The 26,735-nt window shown below is 52.2% G+C and carries 24 protein-coding genes; 19 read left to right on the top strand and 5 right to left on the bottom strand.

Annotated elements, in window-relative coordinates; translation table 11 throughout:
* Nucleotides 1–82 precede the first annotated feature (82 nt).
* A complete protein-coding gene (locus JJQ72_RS16380) occupies nucleotides 83–2,440 on the top strand; it encodes a YcdB/YcdC domain-containing protein (RefSeq protein WP_208204329.1) in 2,358 nt (785 codons plus the stop codon).
* 237 nt (nucleotides 2,441–2,677) lie between these two features.
* Nucleotides 2,678–3,877, top strand: a complete 1,200-nt coding sequence (locus JJQ72_RS16375; protein WP_243896153.1) for a transglutaminase domain-containing protein — start codon at nucleotides 2,678–2,680, stop codon at nucleotides 3,875–3,877.
* A gap of 130 nt (nucleotides 3,878–4,007) precedes the next feature.
* Here JJQ72_RS16375 and JJQ72_RS16370 read toward each other — a convergent pair whose 3' ends face one another.
* Both JJQ72_RS16370 and JJQ72_RS16365 read right to left on the bottom strand, forming a co-directional pair.
* Nucleotides 4,008–5,459, bottom strand: coding sequence for an amino acid permease (locus JJQ72_RS16370; protein WP_208204328.1), 1,452 nt, complete (start codon nucleotides 5,457–5,459; stop codon nucleotides 4,008–4,010).
* Between the two features lie 226 nt (nucleotides 5,460–5,685).
* Nucleotides 5,686–6,819: a virulence factor gene (locus JJQ72_RS16365; protein WP_138227006.1), complete on the bottom strand. Its 1,134-nt coding sequence runs from the start codon at nucleotides 6,817–6,819 to the stop codon at nucleotides 5,686–5,688.
* A gap of 349 nt (nucleotides 6,820–7,168) precedes the next feature.
* Here JJQ72_RS16365 and JJQ72_RS16360 point away from each other — a divergent pair, with 349 nt between their 5' ends.
* The 5 genes from JJQ72_RS16360 (at nucleotide 7,169) to JJQ72_RS16345 (ending at nucleotide 12,560) form a co-directional block, all read left to right on the top strand.
* Nucleotides 7,169–8,521 carry a cytochrome ubiquinol oxidase subunit I gene (locus JJQ72_RS16360; protein WP_208204364.1) on the top strand — a complete coding sequence of 451 codons (1,353 nt, stop codon included), beginning with the start codon at nucleotides 7,169–7,171 and terminating at the stop codon, nucleotides 8,519–8,521.
* A complete protein-coding gene (locus tag JJQ72_RS16355) occupies nucleotides 8,518–9,540 on the top strand; it encodes a cytochrome d ubiquinol oxidase subunit II (RefSeq protein ID WP_138227005.1) in 1,023 nt (340 codons plus the stop codon). The genes JJQ72_RS16360 and JJQ72_RS16355 overlap by 4 nt, the downstream gene beginning before the upstream one ends.
* Nucleotides 9,541–9,557: 17 nt before the next feature.
* Nucleotides 9,558–9,659 (top strand): cytochrome bd oxidase small subunit CydS family protein, encoded by a 102-nt coding sequence (cydS, locus tag JJQ72_RS20905; protein ID WP_407669122.1) that lies wholly within the window; start codon nucleotides 9,558–9,560, stop codon nucleotides 9,657–9,659.
* Nucleotides 9,660–9,736: 77 nt separating this feature from the next.
* Entirely contained in the window at nucleotides 9,737–10,768 is a 1,032-nt protein-coding gene (locus JJQ72_RS16350) for an MBL fold metallo-hydrolase (protein WP_138227004.1), read from the top strand.
* 166 nt (nucleotides 10,769–10,934) lie between these two features.
* Nucleotides 10,935–12,560 carry an ABC-F family ATP-binding cassette domain-containing protein gene (locus JJQ72_RS16345; protein ID WP_138227003.1) on the top strand — a complete coding sequence of 542 codons (1,626 nt, stop codon included), beginning with the start codon at nucleotides 10,935–10,937 and terminating at the stop codon, nucleotides 12,558–12,560.
* A 65-nt stretch (nucleotides 12,561–12,625) separates the two neighbouring features.
* On the opposite strand, the gene JJQ72_RS16340 is transcribed toward JJQ72_RS16345, so the two are convergent.
* Nucleotides 12,626–12,808 (bottom strand): hypothetical protein, encoded by a 183-nt coding sequence (locus JJQ72_RS16340; protein WP_138227002.1) that lies wholly within the window; start codon nucleotides 12,806–12,808, stop codon nucleotides 12,626–12,628.
* Nucleotides 12,809–13,102: 294 nt separating this feature from the next.
* Between JJQ72_RS16340 and JJQ72_RS16335 the strand changes: the two genes are divergently transcribed.
* Nucleotides 13,103–13,987, top strand: coding sequence for a cation diffusion facilitator family transporter (locus tag JJQ72_RS16335; protein ID WP_138227001.1), 885 nt, complete (start codon nucleotides 13,103–13,105; stop codon nucleotides 13,985–13,987).
* Nucleotides 13,988–14,078: 91 nt separating this feature from the next.
* Here the strand turns inward: JJQ72_RS16335 and JJQ72_RS16330 are convergent, their stop codons facing one another.
* Complete coding sequence (locus JJQ72_RS16330) at nucleotides 14,079–14,477, bottom strand: hypothetical protein (protein WP_138227000.1); 399 nt, start codon at nucleotides 14,475–14,477, stop codon at nucleotides 14,079–14,081.
* Nucleotides 14,478–14,639: 162 nt separating this feature from the next.
* On the opposite strand from JJQ72_RS16330, the gene JJQ72_RS16325 reads away from it, so the two are divergent.
* Nucleotides 14,640–15,215 (top strand): hypothetical protein, encoded by a 576-nt coding sequence (locus tag JJQ72_RS16325; RefSeq protein ID WP_208204327.1) that lies wholly within the window; start codon nucleotides 14,640–14,642, stop codon nucleotides 15,213–15,215.
* A 132-nt stretch (nucleotides 15,216–15,347) separates the two neighbouring features.
* Here the strand turns inward: JJQ72_RS16325 and JJQ72_RS16320 are convergent, their stop codons facing one another.
* Entirely contained in the window at nucleotides 15,348–15,515 is a 168-nt protein-coding gene (locus JJQ72_RS16320) for a DUF1328 domain-containing protein (protein ID WP_138226998.1), read from the bottom strand.
* A gap of 219 nt (nucleotides 15,516–15,734) precedes the next feature.
* Between JJQ72_RS16320 and JJQ72_RS16315 the strand changes: the two genes are divergently transcribed.
* From JJQ72_RS16315 to JJQ72_RS16270, 10 genes are all read left to right on the top strand, one after another.
* Nucleotides 15,735–16,262, top strand: a complete 528-nt coding sequence (locus JJQ72_RS16315; protein WP_138226997.1) for a DUF948 domain-containing protein — start codon at nucleotides 15,735–15,737, stop codon at nucleotides 16,260–16,262.
* Nucleotides 16,263–16,326: 64 nt separating this feature from the next.
* Nucleotides 16,327–16,854 carry a hypothetical protein gene (locus JJQ72_RS16310; protein ID WP_138226996.1) on the top strand — a complete coding sequence of 176 codons (528 nt, stop codon included), beginning with the start codon at nucleotides 16,327–16,329 and terminating at the stop codon, nucleotides 16,852–16,854.
* Nucleotides 16,855–16,940: 86 nt separating this feature from the next.
* A complete protein-coding gene (locus tag JJQ72_RS16305) occupies nucleotides 16,941–17,285 on the top strand; it encodes a YflT domain-containing protein (RefSeq protein ID WP_208204363.1) in 345 nt (114 codons plus the stop codon).
* A 183-nt stretch (nucleotides 17,286–17,468) separates the two neighbouring features.
* A complete protein-coding gene (locus tag JJQ72_RS16300) occupies nucleotides 17,469–18,644 on the top strand; it encodes a PP2C family protein-serine/threonine phosphatase (RefSeq protein ID WP_138226995.1) in 1,176 nt (391 codons plus the stop codon).
* Nucleotides 18,641–22,312 carry a response regulator gene (locus JJQ72_RS16295; protein WP_208204326.1) on the top strand — a complete coding sequence of 1,224 codons (3,672 nt, stop codon included), beginning with the start codon at nucleotides 18,641–18,643 and terminating at the stop codon, nucleotides 22,310–22,312. The genes JJQ72_RS16300 and JJQ72_RS16295 overlap by 4 nt, the downstream gene beginning before the upstream one ends.
* 66 nt (nucleotides 22,313–22,378) lie before the next feature.
* Nucleotides 22,379–23,254, top strand: a complete 876-nt coding sequence (locus JJQ72_RS16290; protein ID WP_208204325.1) for a CheR family methyltransferase — start codon at nucleotides 22,379–22,381, stop codon at nucleotides 23,252–23,254.
* A gap of 21 nt (nucleotides 23,255–23,275) precedes the next feature.
* On the top strand, nucleotides 23,276–24,970 hold the full coding sequence (locus JJQ72_RS16285; protein WP_208204324.1) for a response regulator: 1,695 nt from the start codon (nucleotides 23,276–23,278) through the stop codon (nucleotides 24,968–24,970).
* A 145-nt stretch (nucleotides 24,971–25,115) separates the two neighbouring features.
* Nucleotides 25,116–25,454 (top strand): STAS domain-containing protein, encoded by a 339-nt coding sequence (locus JJQ72_RS16280; protein ID WP_138226991.1) that lies wholly within the window; start codon nucleotides 25,116–25,118, stop codon nucleotides 25,452–25,454.
* A 16-nt stretch (nucleotides 25,455–25,470) separates the two neighbouring features.
* Nucleotides 25,471–25,923: an anti-sigma B factor RsbW gene (gene rsbW / locus JJQ72_RS16275; protein WP_138226990.1), complete on the top strand. Its 453-nt coding sequence runs from the start codon at nucleotides 25,471–25,473 to the stop codon at nucleotides 25,921–25,923.
* Nucleotides 25,920–26,690, top strand: coding sequence for a sigma-70 family RNA polymerase sigma factor (locus JJQ72_RS16270; protein WP_138226989.1), 771 nt, complete (start codon nucleotides 25,920–25,922; stop codon nucleotides 26,688–26,690). Before rsbW ends, JJQ72_RS16270 begins: the two co-directional genes overlap by 4 nt.
* The last annotated feature ends 45 nt before the right edge of the window (nucleotides 26,691–26,735 follow it).

The following is a 26,735-nucleotide window of genomic DNA, read 5'->3' as shown; positions in this document are numbered from 1 at the left end:
GAAGTAAGCTTCCTAGTATGGTATAATCTGTAATGTTAGTAAAAACATATGGATCGCCATATGATCGAAGGGAGCCAAACTATTGAAGTCATCGACACGTTCAAAGAAGGCAATGGCCGTGACGTCTACCGCCTGTGCTCTGGCCGCCATGTTATGTATATCTCCGGCAGCATGGGGAGCGGAGGCTATCGATCCGGATGTAAAGGCCAGGCTGGCCCAAGCGGCCGGTGAGCTTCCCGCTGCAGGTCAAAAGACCCTGATTGGAAGTACAGAGCTGCCAGAGGGAGCGAAGATTTCATCCGCAGAGGCGGAGCAGCGTGTCCATAAGCTGTTCCCGGTGACAAGCCAGGCCAAGCTGGTGCAATCCAGCTTTCGCGAGGAGAAGTCATTGGGGGAGGTGGTGATCTGGGATCTGCAATTTGACTATCAGCTGGGTACTTACGGCACAGGCTTTCATGCCTCTGTAAATGCCGTTACGGGGGATGTCATTTCTATACATATACCCGAGCGGCTGTTCAGCACCTCCGAGAATCAGACGGCATTAAGCCGGGAGCAGGCAGAACAACGGGCCAAGGCGTGGATACAGAGCCATTTTCCGGATGTGGACACCAAGCAGCTTACATCTCAATATCCAGGCTACGGCATGGAGGCGTTGTTCTCTCCGGTAAATTATTATTTTCAATATAAAGGTTCATATAACGGCATTCCATCAGACGGGGATATGCTCAGTCTCAGTGTGAATGCAGAAGGCAGCATTACTTCCTTTAATCGCTACAATACCGCTGTCAAGCCGAAGGTGACGAAGCCAGGCATTACAGCCGAGCAAGCGCGTGAGCAGCTGGAGAAGCAATTTGGGCTGGAGCTCGTCTACATGCCGGAGAAAATGCAGCATTATCGCAGCCGGACCACGCCGGAGTATTATCTGGCCTGGGCACCGGGTGACCAATCCATGTCTGCGATTGACGCCGCCACCGGCAAGCCCATGGATTATACAGGCAAGCAGATGACCGATCCCGCAGTGCAGCCAACACCGGTAACAAGCAAGAAGGCCCCGTTCAAGCCGGCAGTGAAGCCGCTTTCGAAAGCGGTCGACGCGACCACAATTTTGAATGACCATTTTGACATTCCGAAGGATTACAAGCTGCAGAGCAGCTCCCTGGGAGAGAGCTATCATAACGGCAGGCAGGTATGGAGCTTAAGCTACAGTCCATCATCTCAATTCATGGGAACCCATCTGTCAGCAGAGGTGGACGCCGCAACAGGACAGATTTATTCGATGAATGAACATCGGTATCATGAGCTCGGTGACTCCAAGCCGCAGACCACCTCGGCCAAGCTCACGAAGGCGCAGGCCCAGCAGCAGGCGATGGACCTGGTCATGGAGATCGTTCCGAATGCCGCGGCTGAATACAAGCTGACCGAGATCAGGGCTATGGAGAGCACATTCCCGGGTCAGGCGTATTATTATGTAACCTTTACCCGATATGCCGGCGAGATAAAAATTTGGGGTGAATCCATTACGGTTGGCATGGATGCTGAAGGCAAGGTAAGTAACTATCACTTCCGCTCCAATGTGGAGCTGAAGGAGCTGCCGGTGGCATCCAAGCCTAACGTGACCCAGGATCAGGCAAGAAAGACTTATCTGGAACAAATTCAGCTGATGCTGAAATTTATCCAGTATGGAGGCTACACCAGCCCGACCGGTCATGAGCCGCTTTCGTTAAAGCTGGCATATGCGCCGAGCTACGGACAGAATGAGCTTTACACGATGAAGATGATCGATGCGGTGACGGGCAAATGGCGCAATGGCGGGTATTACTATGGAAATAGCGAGTCTTCAGAAGGTTTCAATGCGGTAGATATTGAAGGGCACGCCTTCCACAAGGCACTGGAGAAGCTGCTGGAGTTCCGCGTGCTGGTCCCGGATGAGCAGAACAAGGTGTATCCGGATCAACAGATCACCACGGGAGAATGGTTCGACATGGCAGCGCGGTCGCTGAGCCCGGATTATGAGGGTTCTAGCATCGGAATGTATGATCCGTTTCCGTACGGCAGCCTGCAGCCGGAATCCAAATATTATGAAGCGGTATACTTGATGGTGTCCCGGGACTGGCTGCCGCGTGAAGCCTCGCCTTCATTTAGTGTGGAGGGCAAGCTAACGCGGGATGAGCTCGCTGTGCTGCTGATGAAGATGCTGAAGTATGACAAGCTGGCTGAAGCCTTTGGCGCCTCGGATCTGGACGCGGGTGCGGCAGACGTCTCACAAATCAAGCATCCGGGAGCGGCACTGTTCGCCGTGAAGCTGAATTTGCTGCCGCTGCGGGACGGCAAATTCCTGCCGAATCAGGTCGTAACGCGCGCTGAAGCTGCGGAGGTGCTGGTCAAGCTGGCTGATCTGAGAGGCAAGAGCGATAGTTTCCTGAATCATATGAACTATTAGATCTGCACGAGCCACTTGCTCTTATTCCACATAGGCGTCTATGAAACCGCTCCTTGTCTAGATGGCAGGCTTAGTCACTTCCATCCTAACCAAGAGCGGTTTCTTTGTGTTGTCTGATGGTTAAGGACCGGAAATCTGCTGGACCCGGGGCAAGAATAGGACGTTGTAACTCCAGGCATTGTGCTACAATAGAGACAAGAAAATACGCTGAATGTTTTGGCAGGCTTGTAAATAATCATGAAGAAAGAACAAGCGTTATTTATTAATCGAAGCGAAGGAAAGGGCGGGGTACCCATGAAATGGAACCGGGCACTGCTGAGTAAGCTGATGCTGACCGGGACCTTGGCGGTGACGGTGGCTGCCGTGCCAGAATCGGCGGAAGTGAGCAATGTCCATGCGACGACGGATAAGATGGTCACGACATCGGTCGATGACATCAGGCAGAAGCTGCTCACGGCAATGAATAGCCGGGAAGCCTACCTGCGCTTTGTCTATCAGGGACAGACCAAGTCACTCAAAGCCCATCTGAAGAACGCGCTGGATCAAGCGATGGACAGTGACCCTTACATTCATTATACCATTGCAAGCTACAGCTACGATTACCGCGGCACCTCCTCATCGGCAGACGTCACAGTCCGGTTAACCTACCGGGAAACCGCGGAGCAGACACGGTATGTGGACCGCAGGGTGAAGGATATTCTGGCCGCGGTCATCAAGCCGGGCATGAGCAGCCATGAGAAGGTGAAGGCCATTAACGACTGGGTAGTGCTCAACCTGAAATATGACACATCCCTGAAGAAATATACGGCATATGACGGGCTCAGCACGGGAAGTACGGTGTGCCAGGGATACTCCCTGCTTACCTACAAGCTGCTGAAGTCGGCCGGAATCGAGAACAAGATTGTGGAGGGCACGGCCTACCCCTCGGGAAGCGGCCAGGGCCAGCTGCACGCCTGGAATCTTGTGAAGCTGGACGGGAAGTGGTATCACCTTGATACGACCTGGAATGATCCGGTCCCGAACCGGGAGGGAAAGGTATCCTACACTCATTATTTACGGAGTGATGCCCAGATGGCGAAGGATCATACCTGGGTTAAATCCTACCCTGCGGCTAGTACCTCATACAGCACGACCCTGAACGCCCTGGCCTCGAAGCCATCCTCCAAAGCGGCAGCCTACCGTGCATTGATTCAGGCGCTGGAGTATGATCTTCATGATCCCAAAGCAGCCATACGCACGTATGACCAGCTTCATGCGAAGGTGAATGCCGCCGTCAAAAAAAATCAACAGGAGCTCGTCTTTCGATACGATGGCGAGGAGCGCGGCCTGCTTGCTCTGCTGCAGGAGTTGCAGCGTAAAGCTGGTGTCGGCACGATCCGCTATTATCATGACAGCCTGGAGGACAGTGATGATCTGAAGGTACACATCTCCTGGTGAACCTATTATAATGCTGTCTTTAAGGCAAGTATCAAGTATCGACCACGCAAATAACATCATCCACAAAGCAAATGGCGGTGCCAGGATAAATCCCCGGCACCGCCATTTATTGATTTTCACCCGTGAATGTTTACTTGGCAGGCGTTGAGAAATCGCAGTCTTCAAGCGGCACGAGCTTGCTGGTACGAAACAGCTTGTACCCGAACCAGATGGCGAAGAACAGCGGTATACTGACATAGGTGGCAATCAGCGTGGACCAGCTGATCTCTCCGCTGAAATCACCTTGGCCGATAATGGCCACAATGCAGAGCAGGAACGCAAACAGCGGACCAAACGGGAACCAGCGCGCCCGGAAGGGCAGCTCGTTGAGATCCCGTCCCTGAGTAGTATATGCCTTGCGGAAGCGATAATGGCTTATCGCGATCGCGAGCCAGTTAATAAAGCCGCACATGCCGGAAGCGTTCAGCAGCCAGATATACACCTGACCGTCACCGAAGAACGAGGCCAGGAAAGCGAGCATGCCGATGGACGCCGTAACCGTGAGCGCAGCCACGGGCACCCCCCGGCTGTTCAGGCGGCTCAGCCAGCGCGGCGCCATCCCTTGCTTCGCCATGGCATACAGCACGCGAGTCGAGGCGTACATGCCCGAGTTGCCGGCAGACAGCACCGAGCTCAAAATAATTGCATTCATGACAGAGGCAGCAAAGGCCAGGCCAGCTTTTTCGAATACGAGAGTGAAGGGGCTGACACTGATGCTGTTAACGTCTGATTGCAGCAGGCTGGGATCACTATACGGGATCAGCAGACCGATGACAAAGATGGCAAAGATATAGAAGATGAGGATGCGCCAGAATACCTGGCGAATCGCCCGGGGCACGTTCTGCCGCGGGTTCTCGCTTTCCCCTGCGGCAACGCCGATCAGCTCGGTTCCCTGAAAGGAGAAGCCTGCCGCCATAAAGACGCCGATCAGTGCGAATAGCCCTCCGTGCATCGAGCCGCCGCCATCAAGATTAAAATTCGTAAATCCGACCGACTCCCCGCCCAGAATGCCAAAGATCATCATCACACCTGTAATCAGAAAAATGATGACGGTAACCACCTTGATCATGGCAAACCAATATTCAGACTCTCCGTACCCTTTGGCTGACAACACATTCAGCCCGTACATAATGCCCAGGAAGAGCAGGCTCCAGATAAAGGACGGGCTGTCCGGAAACCAGAATTTAATAATGACCGTCGCTGCAGCCAGCTCCGCCGCGATGGTGACGGCCCAGTTGTACCAGAAGTTCCAGCCGACCGCAAATCCGAACGCCGGGCTGACATACCGGGTGGCATAGGTGCTGAAGGCACCGGCGTCCGGCAGGAAGGTGGCCAGCTCTCCCAGACTGGTCATTAGAAAATAAACCATCAGGCCTACAGCGGCATAGGCCAGCAGCGCACCGCCAGGTCCGGCAGAAGCGATGGCACCGCCGCTCGCGAGAAACAGACCCGTGCCGATCGAGCCTCCAAGGGCTATCATCGTCATGTGGCGGGCTTTGAAGCTGGGCTTCAGTGAGGTCGCAGGTAATTTATGGCGTCTCATGAGTCTAACACTCCTTCTTTCTGATAAAAAATGCCTGTTTACGGTCGATAAACGCCGCAAAAAAAGCCTGCAGTATACACTGCAGGCCGAAAATACAGCCTCATGTTACTAAGCGATAGCACACCGCGCCTCGCAAGAGAGACACGACAGTTTCGTCCGTCGGATTTCAACAGAGATTTGAACAGAGTCTAAGTATAAAAGACATCCCATCTGTAATGCAATGGTTTTATTTGACATCCTTTGTCCGTTTCGCCATCTGCTGCCATACCGTTCCGGCAGCCTCTTCACCGGATTGAATGCGCTCCAGCGCCATCCTTGCCTGCAGGCTGACCTCAAACTCCGGATCCTCCGCCGCTTCGGTCAGCGCCCCGGAGGCTTCCTCCGTGCCCACTTCATACAGGAAGCGGGCCGCACGCCAGCGGACCAGCTTGCTGCTGTCCTTCAGCGCCTGAATCATGACCGGTGTAGCCGCCGGGTCTCCAATGTCAGACAGCGTATCGCCTGCTGTACGGCGAACCGCCGGCGATTCATCGGCCATCGCTTGCTGCAGCAGGGCCATGGCTTCCGGTGTGCGGAAGTCGCCCAGATATACGATCGCCAAGCGCCGGATTTGCATCTTGGAATCAGACAGCGCCTGCTTCAGAAGCGGCAGATGCCGCTCCTCTGGCTCCAGCACGTCCAGCGCGGCATAGCGGACGCGCCAGTCGGAATCCTTCATGGCGGCGGCCGTCTCCTCATCGCTTAGCTTGCGCCGCTGCTCGATAAACTCCTCTTCGGCGGCGCCATGGGCGATAGCCTGTGACACGACCTTATCCAGCCGCTCCTGCGGGAAGGCGGCTTCAAGCTCCTGCTCGACCTCACGGGCGATGTCGGCCAGCTCGCCATAGCGGACGCCGTAATCCTTCAGCTTGCGCTCCTTGATCATCGTGTTGGACGCCACCTGGGTGACTGCCTCTGTAAAGCGCTGCGACAAGCCGATCCGTTCTTCCTGCAGCGCACTCTTGACGCGGATCTGCATCGGGATGCCGCGGAAGAATTGGACGAATACCTCAGCTTCGCCAAATGCGCCGGCAGCTTCCTCGCTTCCTCCGGCCTGCAGCCCTTCCTGTCCGAACTTCTCCTGCACCTCGCTCAGAATTGCCTGCCAATCGGCGCTGCCCTTGCGGTCCAGCGCGATAAAGTCCAGGGTGTGGAAGATGCTCTTCACGCCCTGAATATGCAGCAGCTCGCGGATCCACGCAGGAGCAGAACGTTCATTATCCAGGGTATATGTTTTGCGGATTCCCGGTTCCAGGGATTCGTCAAGATGAAGCTTCATGGAATTTGGACTGGGGGTAGGCTCAATAAATGTAATTTTCATGAGATTAGACGTACCTCCTTTTCCTTCATCTCTATATTGTACCTCTTTTAGGGCGCAGAAAAAACCTGGCATCACAAGATCACATCAAATCTTCAGCTTGCACACATTTTACAAATTTGGCGGATAAAAAGAAGAGGGGCTTGTCAAACTGTATACATCAGACTGCAGGAGGCCGCAGGCAAAGGGAGGTGCAGGAACGATGAACATCCGGCAGGAGAAGAAGCTCGCTGCGGTGTGCTTTGTATCAGCAGCCATCATGCTCTATGCAACCGTGAAGGCACTGATCCGCTACATCCACTATTTCAGCTAAAGCAGATGTACTGTGACTAATCACCAAGGAGTGAAGATGATGTCTACGCTTGACCCTGTTCTTATGAGCCGGATTCTGACGGCCGTTACGCTGTTTGTACATATTGTGTTAGCTACCATTGGAGTCGGCATTCCCGTCATGCTGGCGCTGGCGGAGTGGAGAGGAATCCGGACCGGCGACAAGCACTACATCCTGCTGGCGCGAAGGTGGGCCCGCGGCTTCGTCATTACCGTGGCGGTGGGCGTCGTAACAGGAACGGCCATCGGTCTGCAGCTGAGTCTGTTGTGGCCGACGTTTATGAAGGTGGCTGGCCGGGCGATCGCACTGCCCTTGTTTATGGAGACCTTTGCTTTTTTTGTGGAGGCGATCTTTCTGGGCATTTATCTGTACACCTGGGATCGGTTCAAGAACAAGTACACCCATCTGCTGCTGCTCATCCCCGTGGCGATCGGGTCATCGGCATCCGCGGTGTTCATTACAAGCCTCAATGCGTTTATGAACCAGCCGCAGGGCTTTGAGCTGGTGGATGGTGTGTTCACCAACGTGAACCCGTTCCTCGCCATGTTCAACCCGGCCACTCCCAGCAAGGTGGCTCATGTGCTGGCCTCTGCATACACGACCAGCGCCGCTGTGCTGGCGAGTATTGCAGCCTTCAGCCTGCTGAGGCGCAAAGACCATCCTTATTTCAAAAAAGCGCTCAAGCTGTGCGTCATCTCCACCTTTGTCTTTGCCATGACGACGATTCTGATCGGCGATTTCTCCGGCAAGTTCCTGGCCAAATTCCAGCCGGAGAAGCTGGCTGCGATGGAATGGCATTTTGACACGATGACGGAAGCCCCACTCATTTACGGCGGGGTACTGGATGAGAACAATGACATCAAATATGCGCTCAAAATCCCGTACGCCCTGAGCATACTGGCGGGAAACCGGCCGAATACAGAGGTCATCGGATTGAATGAATTTCCCGAAGAGGAGCGGCCGCCGCTGATGATCCATTATTTCTTTGACCTGAAAGTAACCAATGGCGTGCTGCTCGTGCTCATCCCGCTGCTGTTCATGCTGCGCAAGAGGCTGCCCGGCAAGAAGCCTTATCCCACCTGGCTGCTGATTGGCATCTTTGCCCTGGGACCATCGGCTATGGTAGCCATTTGGCTGGGATGGTTTCTCGCAGAGGTCGGCCGGCAGCCCTGGATTGTCCGGGGCTATATGAAGGTCGCGGAGGCAGCGACCACCTCGCCGAATGTAGGCTGGATGCTGCTGCTGTTCATTCTGCTTTACATCGTGCTGGCTGTTTCGGCAGTCAAGGTGCTGAGCCGCCTGTTCCGCAGTAAAAGTGCAGAGGAAGAAATCGCGCAGCTGGGCTGGGATCCGGAAGGAGGCAGGGGACAATGAGCTACGGCTTGACAGCCATTACGGTGCTGTGGACCTTTTTGTTCGGATATTTGATCATTGCATCCATTGATTTCGGGGCCGGCTTTTTCAGCTTTTACAGTGTCGTGACCGGCCATGAGAACAAGATTCACAATATTATTCAGCGCTACCTCTCTCCGGTATGGGAAGTGACGAACGTATTTCTTATTTTTTTCGTGGTGGGGCTGGTGGGGTTCTTCCCCGATGCCGCCTATTACTACGGGACGGCGCTGCTGGTGCCGGGAAGCCTCGCCACCGTTCTGCTCGCGCTTCGGGGTGCATATTATGCCTACAGCACCTATGGGCACCATAAGGGTCATAACCGGCTGTACATGGGGGTATACGGGGCCACCGGACTGCTGATTCCCGCAGCGCTCTCTACGATTCTGGCCATCTCCGAAGGCGGTATTATTCACATGGATGAGGGTAAGGTCGGGATCAGCTGGGTAAATTTCTTTATGAACCCGTATACCTGGTCTGTCATTGTGCTTGCACTGGTCAGCGTGCTGTACATCTCGGCGATGTTTCTATGCTACTATGCAGACCGGGCCAAGGATCGGGCAGCGTTTCAGGTCGTAAGGGGCTACGCCCTGCTCTGGAGCGGTCCAACGATTGCAGCGTCACTGCTCGCCTTTTTCCAGATTAACCGGCAGAATCCGGAGCATTTCCAGAACATGCTGAACATGGCCTGGATGTTTATCGCTTCCTTTCTGTGCTTTGCAGCCGCGATTTATCTCGTCTATAGACAGAAGCGCCTCGGCTTATCCTTTATGCTTGTCATTCTGCAGTTTGGCTTTGCCTGGTACGGCTATGGACGCTCCCATCTGCCTTATATCCTGTATGACCAAATCAGCATCTATGAGAGCATTACGAGTGAGACGATGGCGGTAGCTATGATCAGCGCGTTCGTACTGGGCCTGCTCGTGCTTATTCCGTCTCTGGTGCTGCTGCTTTGGCTGTTCTTGTTTAATGCAAACTATGTGCGCGGACAATCCCGCTAGGAAGGGGGCAGGTTACAGTGGAGGATTTTAATATATTTATTGCCCCTCTTTTGGCGGTTGCGGCGGCCATTGTGTTTATGATTATTTATACGATGAAATACAAGGACCCGTCCGATTGAACTGGCATTTGAACACTTTTCGCAAAAAGGGGTAAAATACGGTATAGAGAAACAGACAGGGAGAAAGGAGGGAGAGCATGCCTCGAACCCGTTACAACAATATTGACAACGTCAGCACGGACAAAACGCTGAAGCAGTTCAGGCAGTGGCGAGAAGAACGGCGGCAGAAGAAAAAGGATTACTCTTATGTCATACCGAACATCTCGCCGGACCTTGATTATTTGCATGGCAACCGGCATGACACCTCCGTAACGTGGGTTGGACACGCGACTTTTTTTATCCAGTATGAAGGGCTGAATATCGTTACCGATCCTGTATGGGCAAAGCGCATGGCGTTCACAAAGCGGCTGGGTGAGCCCGGAATTCCGATTACGGACATTCCGCCGCTGGATCTCATTCTTATATCACATTCTCATTACGATCATCTGCATGTCGCTTCTATCCGCAAGCTGTACCGCTCACATACAACCATTATCGTGCCGGCCGGATTGCGGCGGAAGATGGTGGCGAAGGGCTTTCGGCGGGTGATTGAAATGCACTGGTGGGAGACGCTTACCCATGGGGGCGTCAGGATTTCCTTCGTGCCGACCCAGCACTGGACGCGCCGGACGCCATTTGATACGAACACCTCGCATTGGGGCGGCTTTGTGCTGGAGCCGAATCTGGACAGCGAGGAGATTGCGGAGGACAATCCGCTGCAGGAGGACGGGACGCGGAAGCTGCCGCCGAATCTGTATTTTGCGGGGGACAGCGGCTATTTCCCGGGCTTCAAGGATATCGGAAGGCGGTATAACATCCATATTGCGCTGATGCCGATCGGGGCCTACGAGCCGGAATGGTTTATGACGTCCCAGCATGTGAATCCGGAGGAAGCGCTGCAGGCCTTTCTCGATGTACAGGCGGAGACGATGATCCCGATGCACTACGGCACCTTCAAGCTGGCGGATGATACGGCGCAGGAGGCGCTGGAGCGCATGGAGGCGGAGCGCGTCAGGCTGGGAATTCAGGAGGAGCAGATCCGGGTGCTTAAATACGGAGAGACCTTTAAGGTGAAGCCTGAACGGAGATTGGCGGAGTCGATCACGCCGAAGGAGAAGCCACAGTCATAAGCAGCACGCTCTTTTTCGAGAAACGGGGGACACCCTGTGAAATCTTCGGAACAGGGCTTTTTTTCTGGGGCTGACCCGCTTTCTTGATCAAAAGCTTCGTGTACAGCGAGTTCTTATGCTATAATGTGCGAAAACCCTATAGTTGAATAAAGGATGGTAATGCTTAATGATCAGTACAAGCGGCGTCACGCTCCGCTATGGCAAAAGAGCACTCTTTGAAGATGTAAATATAAAGTTCACGCCGGGGAACTGCTACGGCCTGATCGGGGCCAACGGTGCCGGTAAATCGACGTTCCTGAAGATTCTTTCCGGGGAGATCGAGGCCAACCAGGGCGAGGTTCACATGACGCCGAATGAACGGATGGCGGTTCTGAAGCAGAACCATTACGAATACGACCAGTACCGTGTGCTGGAGACGGTCATTATGGGCCATGCGCGGCTGTACCATATTATGAAGGAAAAGGACGCTCTGTATGCTAAGGCTGACTTCTCCGAGGAAGACGGCATGCGCGCCGGAGAGCTGGAAGGCGAGTTCGCGGAGCTGAACGGCTGGGATGCCGAGCCGGATGCAGCAGCACTCCTGATTGGTCTCGGTATTGAGCGCGAGCTGCATGACAAGAATATGTCTGAGCTCAGCGGCAATGAGAAGGTCCGCGTCCTGCTGGCGCAGGCCCTGTTCGGACGTCCGCACAACCTGCTGCTGGATGAGCCCACGAACCATTTGGATCTGGAATCCATTCAATGGCTTGAGAACTTCCTGATGGATTATGAAGGCACCGTCATCGTGGTTTCTCACGATCGTCACTTCTTGAACAAGGTATGTACCCATATTGCGGATATCGACTTCGGCAAAATCCAGATGTACGTCGGCAACTACGACTTCTGGTACGAGTCGAGCCAGCTGGCACTTCAGCTGCAGCGCGAATCCAACAAGAAGAAGGAAGAGAAGATCAAGGAGCTTCAAGCGTTTATTCAGCGCTTCTCCGCGAATGCCTCCAAGTCCAAGCAGGCAACGTCCCGGAAGAAGCAGCTGGATAAGATTACGCTGGATGACCTCCGTCCGTCCAACCGGAAATATCCATTCCTGAACTTCAAGCCGGAGCGCGAAGCCGGCAAGCAGCTGCTTACGGTGGATGGCCTGAGCATCAGCATGGAAGGCGAGAAGGTGCTGGATAACGTCAGCTTCGTGGTGAATAAGGGCGACAAGATTGCTTTTGTCGGACCGAACAGTCTGCCGAAGACGACATTGTTCCAGACGATAATGGGCGAGACAGAGGCAGAAGCTGGAGAGTACAGCTGGGGTGTCACGACAACCCAGGCGTATTTCCCGAAGGATAACTCGGCGTATTTCGACGGAGTGGACCTGAACCTGGTAGAGTGGCTGAGACAGTACTCCAAGGATCAGGATGAAACCTTCCTGCGCGGCTTCCTGGGCCGCATGCTGTTCTCTGGTGAGGAAGCACTCAAGAAGGCGAGTGTACTGTCCGGGGGCGAGAAGGTTCGCTGTATGCTGGCGAAGATGATGCTGAACGGAGCCAACGTGCTGATCTTTGACGAGCCGACGAACCACTTGGATCTGGAATCCATCACGGCGCTCAACAATGGCTTGATTGATTTTGACGGCACGATTCTGTTCACCTCCCATGACCATCAGTTCATTCAAACCATCGCGAACCGCATCATTGAGATTACGCCGAACGGCATCATTGACCGCGTCATGAGCTACGATGAATATCTCGAGAGCGAAGAAATCAAAGCACTGCGCCAGAGCATGTATCCGGTGGAAGTGTAGATATAGCGTAAACGCAATCTGGCCGCAGAGGGGATGTCCCGTCTGCGGCCAGATTTTTTTGGATTCTAGGAGCCCCCGGTGCGGCGGCGTTGATTGTTCGGCTTTTTGTTGTTCTGGCTTTTCATCTTCTGGACGTTATCCTGCTGAAAGCCGCCGGCTTTGCCGGAGCCGCCCTGCTTCTTCTGCTCCAGCTTCTGGCGGATGGCATCGGCCAGGCTGATCTTCTTCGGACCGTTCGATTCGGTCATGGAGGACTCCCCCTCAATGTCTATTTGTCCTCATTTTATTCGTTTTTAAATCTCGGAGCAAGGGTAACAATAAATGTATTGGCGGCATCTGGAAAGGCTTGGCTGGAGACATTGTGAATCAAGACAACATATTTTCGATATGGCTACAAGGTTTGACCCGCCTTACAAGGTTTCGTGTACCCTACAACGTTTCTCTAGACCCACAACAGGAGTCTTTGCTAGGATGGTATCTGTCACATTACGAACCAGGTTTTCCCACGGGGGAGAGAAAGATCGAAGGAGCGAAATCGAACTGTGAATGCATATGAGGATATTAAAAAAGGGGAACGCGGCGCATGGGTCAGCATTACAGCCTATTTGGTCCTGTCGGCATTCAAGCTGGCCAGCGGCTACTGGTTTGCTTCCAGCGCCCTGACGGCCGACGGAATTAACAACTTGACTGATATTATGGCTTCGACCGCGGTTCTGATCGGTCTGCGGATCTCCCGCAAGCCGCCGGATGAAGATCATGCCTATGGTCATTTCCGGGCAGAGACGGTGGCTGCACTGGTTGCTTCCTTTATTATGGCGATCGTCGGTATTCAGGTGCTGGTGGAGGCGGTACGAAGCCTGTTTGCCGGAGCCAAGGAGGCACCGGATCTATGGGCGGCGGCGGTAGCCGGCGTAGCCGCTGTAGCCATGCTGGGCGTGTACCGCTACAACAAGCGGTTATCCCGGGAGATTAACAGCCAGGCTCTCATGGCGGCGGCCAAGGACAATTTGTCGGATGCCTTAGTCAGTATTGGAGCGGCAGTCGGCATCCTCGGTGCCCAGCTTGGACTGCCCTGGATGGATACGGCAGCCGCCTTCGCGGTAGGTCTTATTATTTGCAGGACGGCCTGGGAAATTTTCAAGGACAGCACGCACAGCCTGACAGACGGCTTTGATGAGACGCGTTTAACGGATTTCCGCAGCACGATTGAGCGGACACCCGGGGTGGAAGGCATCCGCGATATGAAGGCGCGCATCCATGGCAACCATGTTCTCATTGATGTGGTTATTGAGGTGGACCCGCAGCTGACGGTGATTGAAGGTCATGAGATCAGCGACTCGATTGAGGAGCGGATGATTCGAAAGCATAATATTATGCACATTCATGTGCATGTAGAGCCGAAGGAAGAAGCCGTGGAGCAGGAATGATGCCTGATAGGCCGTAACAGCCCTTAGCCTGCAGAAGGCAACAAAAAAAGGATCGCAGCGACCGCCCGATCCTTTCCTGTTCTATATCAAATTACATTTTTTCCATATGAATCCATGCTTTGCCGAGCCAAGTGTAAATCTCTACCCACTCACCCGTCCACAGCATTTGGCGCTCGTTGCCGGTCGTATCTACCATTTGAGGAGCCAGGGCACCGATGACCTTGCCGTTCGGCATGTCGTAGAAATACGTACGCTTCATGAGATTAATAATCTCTGTCGGATTCATAACCACTTCATCTGCTTCAATGATTGGCTCATTGGCCAGGGTCATGCTTGATTCCATGGACGTTTCTTCAGCGGTAGTTACCGTGCCGGACGTGCTCGCCGGTGTAACCGTTTCCGTATAGCCTTGGATCGGAGCGGCAGAAGCTCCAGCAGTCAGCGACAGGGCCAGGCCCAAAGCGGCAGTAAAACTCACAGTTTTTTTCATGATTGACTCCTCCTCGAGATCGGTAAATTAGTTAACGACAATATGGTAATAACCTGCTTGCAGGTAAAATGAACCATAAATCTGGTTATTTTTTGTGTCCAGGCTTACAATAGAGTGGAAACCTGTCCTGTTGAGAGCATGGTTAGGAGGAGGGAATCCGCAATGGCACGCCGAAAAAGAAGAGTCGGGAAATTTTTGTTTCTGTTTCTTATCGTCATTGTGGCTCTGTTGGCGGGGGCGCTGTGGTGGATTTCACCCACCGAGCGGCTGGATATGGGCTACCGTACGGTGGATTTCAAAGACAGGCTGCTGCAGATGGCAGAGACCAGAGAGCCTCGTTTAACGTTAAGCGCCGATGAGATTGGCCAGCTCAGCAAGAAGAATCTGGTCAAATATCTGGACAAGCAGGATCCCGGCGTCGATATTACCGGTGCGAGGTTCACGATGGAGGGCAGCAGCATGCGGGCGGATGTGAATGGGAAATGGGGGTGGGTGCCTTTCGGCGCGCAGCTGGATTTCACAATAAAGACCAGCGGGAGCCGGCTGCTCCTGGAGCATCAGGCTACCCGCATCCGGGGTGCAGAGGTACCTGGCGCCTTGTTCCAGCTGGAGCCTATGATCGTGAACCTCAAGGATTATTTGCCGGAAGTGCTTACCGTTCGCGATATTGAGCTGACAGGTGACGGCGTGAGCCTGGTGTTCAAAATTGATTGGCTTTCATTGCCTTCCTGGTTCTAGCCGCTAATAGCTCCTCCTGGAGCACGCCAAAAAGCTGCTTTCTTGTCCATAAGAGACAAGAAAGCAGCTTTTTGGCTTTTGTACCGTATAAGATTATGGCGGCATATGCTGGATAAATACGCTGCTGCGGCTTTACCTGGACCTTTTGCGCCCGAAGATCAGGGAAACGACAAACAGGATCAGGAATAAGAAGAAAATGACCTTGGCAATGCTGGCTACCGCTTCTACCACGAGACCGAGGAATCCCAGTACACCCGCAGCAATTGCGACTAGCAGCAGGATTACAGACCATTTGAGCATCTGACTCACCTTGCTTTCTTTTATATAGTTATGAGCGTAAGACTTGAAGCTTCATGTCACCTTGTCGGCGTGTCTTGTAGATAACTATAACCGGGTGAAAATACCTTGAATCAAAGCCTGTTCCAGCTGTGGGGTACGGGGTTTTTATTGTTTCGGCACCTCGGGCAGAGGGTAACTATGAACTAACCAACAAACAAAAATGTAAAGTGAGGTTGTGCCATGTTAACTCAAATTAGTATCGCGGTTATTGCGGTAGCCTTTGCAGTCCTAGTATTCTTCCTGATCAAAACACTGAAAGCTGCGACGGTGTCCCTGGACAAGGTGACGCAAACGCTGCAGGAAGTGCAAAAGACCATTGATGAGCTGAGCTATGAGGTGAAGCAAACCATTCGTAACACCAATGATATTACGGTCGATGTTCAGCATAAGATGAAACAGATTGATCCAGTCATGAACACGGTGAAAAATCTGGGCGAAGCGCTGAGCGAGGTAACTTACGCAGTTAAAGAGGTTTCTGCCGGCGTTGTCAGCAAATTCAGACAATCGAGAGAGAACAAGAGTAAAAGCGGCTCGCTGCCGCAGCCTTCTTCTTCCGCAGTGACGCCATCTGAGCGTACGGTTCAGTCTTACAACGCTGTATACAGTGACTCTTCATCAGGCTCCACTTCTAATGTAAGCAAATGGCTGAACTATGTGGATGCTGCTGCAGGAATCTGGAACAAATTCCGCCGCCAGAAAGCCCGTTAACATCAAGATCGACTGCGCTTGACGCCTGACGTCTCGCAGGGAAATACAAAGGGGTGAGGGAATCATGTTAAATGTCGTGCTGTTGCTGCTGGGAATGCTGTCACCCATAAGCGGTGAAGCGGGGCTGACGCCGATGACCGCTTCGACAATGACATCACCTGTCGTGCATGCCGAGTTAAAGCTGAACACTATGCCGGAGCAAGCGCCTGCTGAGCCAGAGGCGGTAACCTTAAACGGCATTTCGCTTACGGACCGCACAGGCGATGTTATGGATAAGCTGGGAGAACCGCTAAAGGTCACGAAGGAGCCTCTGCTGGGGTCTACGGAGTATCATTATCCGGATATGACGATTGGCTTTTATGAGGATCTGACAGACTATGTTCGGGTGCATCCATCCGCTTCCACGGTTCAGGTGAATGGCCAAGACATTGCAATGACGACTGATGCCCTGCTCTCTTCATTGGGAGAACCGTATTTCCGAGGTGAAGACGGCGTTTCATATGTATGGGAATACGAAGCGCTGAAGATTTTTATGGACATGGATACTGGAGAATTGCATGCTGTCGATTTATTTGTCGATTATCGTCAATAAGGTGTTTCAACCGCAAATAAATTGGTTAATACATTTCGGGACTTATGTATTTTCTAAATCTGCAGTGAATCTAGGAGGTTATTATGATGGAATCAACCAATCAGAAAGCATATGCTAAAGTAACCGACAATGGCACTCAGGCCGTACAGGAAGTCCAGAGCCTGCATAGCAGCGGCTATACACAGGAGCATATTTTCGTTCTGGCTCATGACTCGGACCGGACGGAGCGGATTGCATCAGCTTCCGACGCCAGCGAGGTCGGCATGAAGGAGGAAGGCGCGTTCGATACGATAGCGAATCTGTTTCGCTCCCGTGGCGACGAGCTGAGAGCCAAGATTCAATCCCTCGGCTTTACAGAAGCAGAGGCTGACTTTTATGAGAAACAGCTTGATCAAGGCAAAGTGCTTGTCATCGCCAAGAAGGATGAGTAAGGTAAAGCACGCTGCATAGATATTAAACATAGATAAGGAATGGGACAATTCTGTCTCATTCCTTATCTATGTTTTGAATATACCATGCATTGGAAGTCTTTTTTTCGTGTCCAACGACTGCACCGTTTATAGTATACTGGATGGAAGATTTTCTGCGTATGAAGTCACGTTAAGGAGAGGGATATGAGAATATTAATCGTAGACGACAATCCAACCAACGTCATTATTATCCGGGAAATTTTGAAAAAAGAGCAGTACCGCGATTTAGTGACGGCATCTTCTGCTATAGATATGCTTGAAATTCTCGGAATTGGAGACCGCAAGGCGGACCTTCGTCCCAAGAAAAGTGACATTGATCTGATTCTGCTTGATATGATGATGCCGGAAATGGATGGCATTGAGGCTTGCCGGATCGTACAGCAATATGAGCATCTGAGAGACATCCCGATTATTATGGTGACTGCGGTTGGCGATTCCAAGAAGCTGGCCGAGGCGCTTGACGCCGGAGCAGGCGATTACGTGACCAAGCCGATCAATAAGGTAGAGCTGATGGCGCGAATCCGTCTGGCGCTTCGCCTGAAGCATGAGAAGGACTGGCATAAGGAGCGGGAGCAGCGGATTCAGGATGAATTGAAGCTCGCCTCTATGGTCCAGAATGCAGTGCTCAGTCTGCCGATTGAGGATCAGCTGTTTGAGGTGCATGCACTGTATCAGCCTTCCGCCGAGCTGGCTGGTGATCTGTATGCATGGTATTCGCTCGGTGACGGTCGGTATGGCATTGTGCTGCTGGATATGATGGGACATGGCATCTCGTCATCTCTGTTCTGTATGTTTATCGCTTCCGTGCTTCGGGATACGGTGACGACCTATGTCGAGCCGGAGAAGGTTATTCAGGAATTGAACCGCCGCTTTAACCAGCTGCATATTGAGAATCAGCTGATCCAATATTATTTTACGGCTATTTATATGGTTGTAGACACTCGAATGAAGCGGGTGGACTATGTTAATGCCGGTCATCCTCCAGCTCTCTTTTTTGGTGAGGATGGCACGGTTCAGACCCTGGATCAGGGCTGCTGTCCTGTCGGTCTGTTTGACCGGATTCAGGATATGGAGCCAAGAAGCTTTCATTATGAAGGCAATGCTCATCTGGCGATGTACACGGACGGCCTGATGGAGGTTGTTGAGGGCAGTCATGAGCAGCAGCTGGAATATTTGAAGACACACCTCGGGGGAAGCCACAGCTGGCGTGAGACGGAAATGAAGGAGCTGTTCTTTAATGACAGCGCAGCTGTGGAGCGTGAGGATGACAAGTGCTTGGTCTGGGTTTCTCTAAAACAGGGAGAGGAAGAGCGTGAATGAAGATTAAAAGTAAGCTGGTCATTGGCTTTACATCGCTGCTTGCCATCATGCTTGTGCTGTCGGTCATTATGTTTGATCGGCTGAGCTTTATGAATGAGCAGATGGATGCTATTTATAGTGAACGATACCAGAAGGTGCGCGATTCCAGCTCCATGCGGGGCGAGGTCAATAATATGGCCCGCGCCCTGACGAATCTGATGCTGTCCGAGGACACCGCTTCTACGGCAGAGCGGATTGCCGAGCTGGAGCGGATGACCGAAACAGCAGCAGGCTACTATACATCGATGAAAGAAACGCTCAATACAGCAGAGGAAATGCAGCTTCTCAGTGAGATTGAGGAGGCTGCTACGGCGTATTTAGCTTATCAGAACCGGACGCTGGAGCTGCTGGCTGAGGGAAATGCAGAGGAAGCGAACAATTACCGGATCAGCACCGGTCAGGATGTGCAGGAGAATATGCTTCGCACTTTGAATGCGCTGGCGAACTATGAGGATAACAAGATTGATGAAGACATCGCAGGGGCGAAGGCTGCTTACGAGCGCTCGCTTCAGACAACGACCTTCATCCTTGTGGCCGGAATATTGATTGGCCTCGGTGTCATGCTGTGGGCCGTACCGAGCATTACGAGGGGAATAAATACGGTTTCGTTGATGCTGAAGAGCTTTGGCGACGGCAAGCTCCATGAGATTAGAAGCATTGAGGTGACCACAAAGGACGAGATTGGCGATGTGGCGCAGGTGTTTAAAGAAATGGCCGAGGATATTGAAGAGAAGCAGAAGCTGGAGCAGACCTATCAGCAGGCTCAGAACGACCAGTCCTGGATCAACTCCAACATGGCCAGAATTACAGAGCTGCTGGAAGGGGTTCATTCTCTGTCCGAGGTCGGTCAACGGTTTGTGAGCGAGTTTACACCGGTGCTGGGGGCCCATTACGGGGCACTCTATGTGCGGCAGGTGGATACCAGTCCGAACCTGCTGGAGCTTAAGGGCTCTTATGCAATGGACGCTGAAGGAAATCCGGAGGTGGACTTCAAGGTAGGCGAAGGGCTTGTCGGCCAGGCAGCGCTGGACAAGAAGCCAATTACGCTGAACGTCCTGCCAGACAACTATCTGTCCGTAAAATCCGGATGGGGCTCGTCCCAGCCGGCATCTATGCTGGTCTATCCGGTAATGTTCGAGAATGAAGTGCTTGGCGTTGTGGAGATTGCTTCGTTTGATTCCTTCACACCGCTGCAGAAGCAGCTGCTGCAGCAGCTGACGCAGTCGCTCGGCATTATCCTGAACAACATTACAGGCCGTCTGCGTGTTGAAGAGCTGCTGCGGGAATCCCAGGCGATGACCGAGGAGCTGCAAAGCCAGTCCGAGGAGCTGCAAACCCAGCAGGAAGAGCTGCGCCGCTCCAATGAGAACCTGGAGGAACAGACGAAAGCTCTGAAGCGATCTGAAGAATTGCTGCAGCGTCAGCAGGAGGAGCTGGAGCATTTTAATACCGAGCTGATGGCCAAGACCCGGGCCCTGGAAGAGCAGGTGCAGGAGGTCGAGGAGAAGAACGATGAAATCGAGAAAGCTCGCGGCCAGCTGGAGAAGCAGGCAGAGCAGCTATCCTTGACAAGCAAGTACAAATCGGAATTTTTGGCGAATATGTCGCATGAGCTCCGTACCCCGCTGAACAGCCTGCTTATTCTTTCGCAGCTGTTGACCGAGAACAAGGATGGCAACCTCTCCACCAAGCAGATTGAATATGCGCAGACGATTTATATGTCAGGCTCGGATCTGCTGAAGATGATTGATGAGATTCTGGATTTGTCCAAGGTGGATGCCGGCAAGATGGAGATCAACCGGGAGCCCGTTCATATGAAGGAGATTGAAGCCTTCGTTCATCAGAACTTTGATGCTGTGGCTTCCAAGAAAAATGTCACGCTTCTGGTCGAACAATCCCAGGAAGTGCCGGATAGCCTCATTACAGACAGCCATCGGGTGAAGCAGATTTTGCGGAATTTGCTGTCCAATGCGTTCAAATTTACGAGCCGGGGATCTATCGAAGTCCATATTACTCCGGCAGAGCCGGAGCAGCTGCCTATTCTCCTGGATCGGAAATCCAAATACATTGCCTTCTCGGTTAAGGATACAGGAATTGGCATTCCGGAGGATAAGACAGGACTCATCTTTGAAGCGTTCCAGCAGGTAGATGGCACGACCAGCCGCAAGTATGGGGGAACGGGTCTGGGGCTGTCCATCAGCCGCGAGCTGGCTAAGCTTCTGGGCGGCGCCATCGGCGTGCAGTCCAAGGAAGGTGAGGGAAGCACCTTCACGCTTTACCTTCCAGAACAGACTGCTCTGTCAGCCGCGGAGGAAGAGGCTGCGCCTGCAGCAGAAGAGTCTTCGAGATCCGATATGCTGATCGAGGAGCGTTCGAGGAATACGATGCCTTCCGCGGTACGGCCAAGCAGCATCATTGAGAATGTTGAGGACGATCGGGACCAGATTGGCCCTACTGATAAAGTGCTGCTGATTGTGGAGGATGATGTCAAGTTTGCAAGGATTCTCGTCGATATGGCGAGAGGACGCGGGTTTAAGGCTTTGGTTGCCCTGCAGGGGGATATTGGCTTGAAGATGGCTCAGTCTTACCAGCCGGATGCGATTATTCTCGATATTCAGCTGCCGGTGATGGACGGCTGGTCGGTGCTCGGCGAATTGAAGGGCTCGGCCGCAACCCGTCATATTCCGGTGCATGTGATCTCCGTCATTGATGAAGTGAAGCAAGGACTCATGATGGGAGCGATCGCTTACTTGAAGAAGCCGTCCACGCGTGAAGCGCTGGAAGGGGCCTTCTCCCACATTGAAGCTTATGCCGAGAAGACCATGAAGCAGCTGCTTATTGTCGAGGATGATGACATTCAGCGCCTGTCCATTATCGAGCTGATTGATCATGACGATGTGACAATTACAGCGGTAGCTTCGGGGACAGAGGCCCTGGAGAAGCTGCAGCAGCAGCGGTTTGACTGCATGGTGCTGGACTTGATGCTGACAGACATGGATGGCTTTGAGCTTCTGGACAAGATCAGAGAGGATGAGAAGCTGGTCGATCTGCCGATTATTATTTATACCGGCAAAGAGCTGGACACCAAAGAAGAGACACGCCTGCGGAAATACGCCGAGTCCATTATTATCAAGGACGTAAAATCACCGGAGCGGCTGCTGGATGAGACGACCCTCTTCCTGCACCGGGTAGAGGCGAACCTGCCGGAGGACAAGCGTAAAATTTTGCAGAAGCTGCACAATAAAGAAGAGCTCTTTGACGGCAAGCGGATTATGCTGGTCGATGATGACATCCGCAACATTTTTGCCTTATCCAGTGTGCTGGAGGGCTACAATATGGATGTTACCTTCGCTGAGAACGGCAGAGAAGCCATTGATCTGCTTGAAGCCGGTCCGGACTATGATCTGATCCTGATGGATATGATGATGCCGGAGATGGACGGCTATGAGGCCATGCGAATCCTTCGCAAGAAGCCGCGCTTTGAGAAGATTCCGATCATTGCCCTGACTGCGAAGGCGATGAAGGAGGATCGGGCGAAGTGTATCGAAGCCGGCGCTTCCGATTATATGAAGAAGCCGATTCAGACCGAGCAGCTTCTTTCATTGATGCGGGTCTGGCTGTATTCGTAGGCTTCAAATGTGGGTAAAGATTAGTAGTAATCGAAAAATTGCAAGGAAAGAAAGCCGGTGCGAAGTATGTCATCCGATGATTTAACGGAATTGAGCTTGAAGCTGAATATGGAAGAGAAGAATGAAACCGAGCTGGAACAGATTGAAATGGAGCTGCTGCTGAATGGCATCCATCAATTTTACGGCTATGATTTTCGCAATTATGCGGTGCCTTCCCTAAGGCGGAGAATTTGGCATCATGTATATGCCGAAGGGCTGACTACGATCTCTGCGCTGCAGAACAAGGTGCTTCACGAGCGGGACTGCTTTGAACGGCTGATCTTCAGCCTTTCCATTCCGGTGACGGAAATGTTCAGAGATCCGCAGGCTTTTCTCACCTTCCGCCAGAAGGTGATTCCGCTGCTGAGAACCTACCCTTATATTCGCATCTGGCATGCAGGCTGCTCGACCGGTGAGGAAGTGTACTCGATGGCGATCATGCTGCATGAAGAGGGGCTCTATGACAAGGCGCGGATTTATGCCACAGACATGAACTCCAGATCGCTGCAGCAAGCCAAAGAAGGCGTCTTTGATATTAAAAAGATGAAGCAGTATACGAAGAACTATTTGGAGGCGGGCGGCACGCGCTCATTCTCTGAATATTACACAGCTAAATATAACTCAGTGATTTTCCACCCGTTTCTCAAAAAGAACATGATTTTCGCCGAGCATAATCTGGCCACAGACCGCTCATTTAATGAATTCAATGTTATTTTCTGCAGAAACGTAATGATTTATTTTAACGACGAGCTTCGTGATCATGTACATGGATTGTTTCACGAGAGCTTGAGTCATTTCGGTATTCTGGTGCTGGGAGCCAAGGAGTCGATTCATTTTACAAGCTTCAGCGAAGCATATGAGGCTCTCGACCGGTCGGAGAAAATTTACCGAAAGATTAAATAGATAGTTTTATAGGAGGATTCCATGGGGTTTCAAGAACCGATTCATATTCTGCTGGTAGATGACCGCCCTGAAAATTTGCTGGCACTAGAAGCTGTACTCGACAGTGTGCACTATAAGCTTGTCAAAGCGACCTCAGGTGAAGAAGCCCTGCGGTGCCTGTTGAAGTATGATTTTGCTGTCATTGTTCTGGATGTTCAGATGCCCGGTATGGACGGCATTGAAACAGCTCGGCTGATCAAGGCACGTGATAAAACGAAGGATATCCCGATTATATTCATTTCTGCGAACAGCAAGGAAGCGGAGCATCTGTTTGCAGGCTATTCCGCAGGCGCTATTGACTACATGGTCAAGCCCTTCATCCCTCAAATCTTGAAATCCAAGATTGAGGGCTTCGTGGACATGTACCTGTCCAACCAGCGCCTGAAGACCCAATCCATGCTGCTTCATCAGAAGACGCAGGAGCTGGAGCGTATAAATCAGGAGCTGGTGCAGGCGAAGGATGCTGCAGAGATTGCAGCCCGGGCCAAAACCGAGTTTCTTGCCATGATGAGCCACGAGATCCGCACGCCCATGAACGGAGTCATCGGCATGATTGACCTGTTAATGGAAAGCGAATTGCAGGATGAGCAGAGAGAATATGCAGATATTATTCGTAACAGCGCCGATGCGCTGGTGTCCATTATTAATGACATTCTTGATTTTACGAAGATGGAATCCGGAAAAATGAAGCTGGAGGCGCATCCGTTCGAGCTGAAATCCTGCGTTCAAGAGGTAGCCGGCTTATTCTCGGCTGAGGCCTCCAAGAAGAAGCTGGAGCTGGACTGCTTTGTGGAGCAGTCCATTCCCCGGATGATTTACGGAGATATGGGGCGTCTGCGGCAGGTCTTGATCAACCTGGTATCGAACGCCGTGAAATTCACCAATCAAGGCGGAGTTTATCTGGAAACCACGCTGAAGGAAAGCACGGGACAGCGGATGACTCTGGAATTTACAGTGCGGGATACAGGAATCGGCATTTCTGCCGAGAAGCTGGATTACCTGTTCAAGCCATTCTCTCAGCTGGACTCTTCGATGACCCGGAAATATGGGGGAACGGGACTGGGGCTCGCGATTTGCAAATCACTCGTTCAGCTGATGGGCGGCGAGATCCATGTCGAGTCCAGTGAAGAAGACGGCGCTGCCTTTGTCTTTACGATCGAAGTAGAGCGGTATGAGGATGAAGAGGATAAAGATGGGTTGAACGAGCCGCCGGAGCGCCTGCGCCTCAAAGCAAAGGATAAAGAGCCGAGCATTCTGGTTGTGGATGATCATCCCATTAACCGCAAGCTTTTGGTTAGTATGATTGACAAACTCGGCTTCTCAGCGGAGATGGCGGAGAACGGAAGAGAAGCGGTGTTTCTGGCTTCCCGCAAGGCATATGACATGATATTTATGGATCTGCAGATGCCGGTGATGGACGGGCTGGAAGCGACACGCCTCATTCGCAGCAGTGGTCTCCCGGGGCAGGACACAATTATTGTCGCGATGACTGCGAATGTCATGGAAGGGATTCAGGTCCGCTGTCTGGAAGCGGGAATGAATGAGTACATTAGCAAGCCTGTGAAGATGAGCAGTGTGAGGCATTTGCTGAAGCATTATTCGTTTATGGGACATGAGGCCGCTCACGAAGATCTGATTCACGCCCCGGAGGATGACTGGAGGGTCTACCACGCTTAAGCTCTTTACGGTAAATACACTTCATGGTGTACTCCCAACCTGATGCTGCCCAGTAATTGGATTGTATACTTTGGTCGCTTGCTTGTTTCAAACCTCTGTTTTAAGGGTTATCAGTAGAGAAAACATATGTCGGGAGAGAGTGTCTATGAATACAACGAATCAAGATAAGTTTAACGCCAGAACGCAAATGAATGACAAGGTATGCACGGTGTTTTTGAGCGGAGAGCTGGATCTTTCCGTTGCACCGGATTTTCGGTTGGTCATGGAGCCCCTGGTCAGCAACGCGGAAATGGACTTAGTCGTGAACATGAAGGAAATGACATATATTGATAGTACAGGCATTGGCATTCTGCTGTCCATTCTCAAAGCGCGACATGGCATGGAAGCAAGCTTCGGGGTGGAGGAAGTTCCTCCGCAGATTCAGAAGCTGTTTGACATGACGGGTATTGCCAAATTTTTTGCCCCTCAGCAGAACTCCCAATAGGAAAGGATCGAAAAGCATGAATACTGATGCGCAACGAATTACGTTGAATCTGCCAGCCAGTGCAGAATATGTAGATATTGTTCGATTGAACCTTTACGGTATAGCTTCCAAGATCGGGTTCTCGTATGAAGAAATTGAAGATATGAAGGTAGCCGTTTCAGAAGCCTGCAACAACTCCGTGCTGTATGCCTATGGTCAGCAGGGCGGAATGGTAGACGTTATTTTTGATGTGACCTCTGGATCCCTGTCGATTACCGTTCGAGACGAAGGGGAGAGTTTCGAAAGTAATAATCGGGTTGGCGGCTCCGAGACTCTTCATGATAAGGAGCTTAGCGATGTTCAGATCGGCGGTCTCGGCTTCTATCTTATGGAGGCGCTTATGGACGAGGTGAGCATCAAAAACCAGGCAGGAAAGGGTACAGAGGTTGTTCTTACCAAACGACTTGCGAGAAGTGAGGAGCCGGTATGAGTGATAAAGTGACTCCCCCAGAGTCCAAGGATGAGGCAATTGGCCTGATTTGGGAATACCAGCAGACCAAGGATAACGATATTGCCACCGTCCTTATTCAAAAATATGAGCCGATGGTTCGCATGGCAGCCGGCAAGATTGCCAGAAATCGACCTGATCTCTACGAAGACTTGTATCAGGTGGGTCAGATGGCGCTCATCCGGCTGCTTCAGCAATACGATATCAGCCTGGGTATTCCGTTTGAGCCCTACGCGATGAAGAGCATGATCGGCCACATGAAGAACTTCCTTCGAGATAAATCCTGGTACATACAGGTGCCTCGCCGGATCAAGGAGAAGGGTGCCTTGGTGCAGCAGGCCATCGACGAGCTGATGGTCAAGCTGGAGCGTTCGCCGGATGTGCATGAGATCGCCGAGCATTTGGGTCTTACGGTGGAGGAAACAGTAGAGGTGCTTGCCGGCCGGGAGTGCTATCACTATGTATCCCTGGATTCTCCGCTCTCTCAAGAGGAAACGGGTGCGACGCTTGGTGAGCTCATTAGCTCCGATGTCAATGATTTTGACTCTGTCGAGAAGCGTATGGATCTGCAGCAGGCTCTCAGCCAGCTGAAGGAGCAGGAGCAGAAGGTATTGCTGCTCGCCTTCCAAGAGGGTCAGTCACAGCGGGCAATTGCCCAGAAGCTGGGCGTTTCGCAAATGAGTGTATCCCGTATCCAGAAACGCGCTACAGAGAAGTTGAAGCAGATCATGTCCAATTCTTCTTACTGATATGGACAAACTCTTCTGCATATATGTCAGGAAGATGATATAAGG

Origin of the sequence: Paenibacillus sp. F411 (assembly GCF_017582705.1) — a bacterium.
GTDB lineage: Bacteria > Bacillota > Bacilli > Paenibacillales > Paenibacillaceae > Paenibacillus_AQ > Paenibacillus_AQ algicola.
The sequence above is the reverse complement of the archived record's forward strand: the minus strand, read 5'-3'. Positions and strand labels throughout refer to the sequence as shown.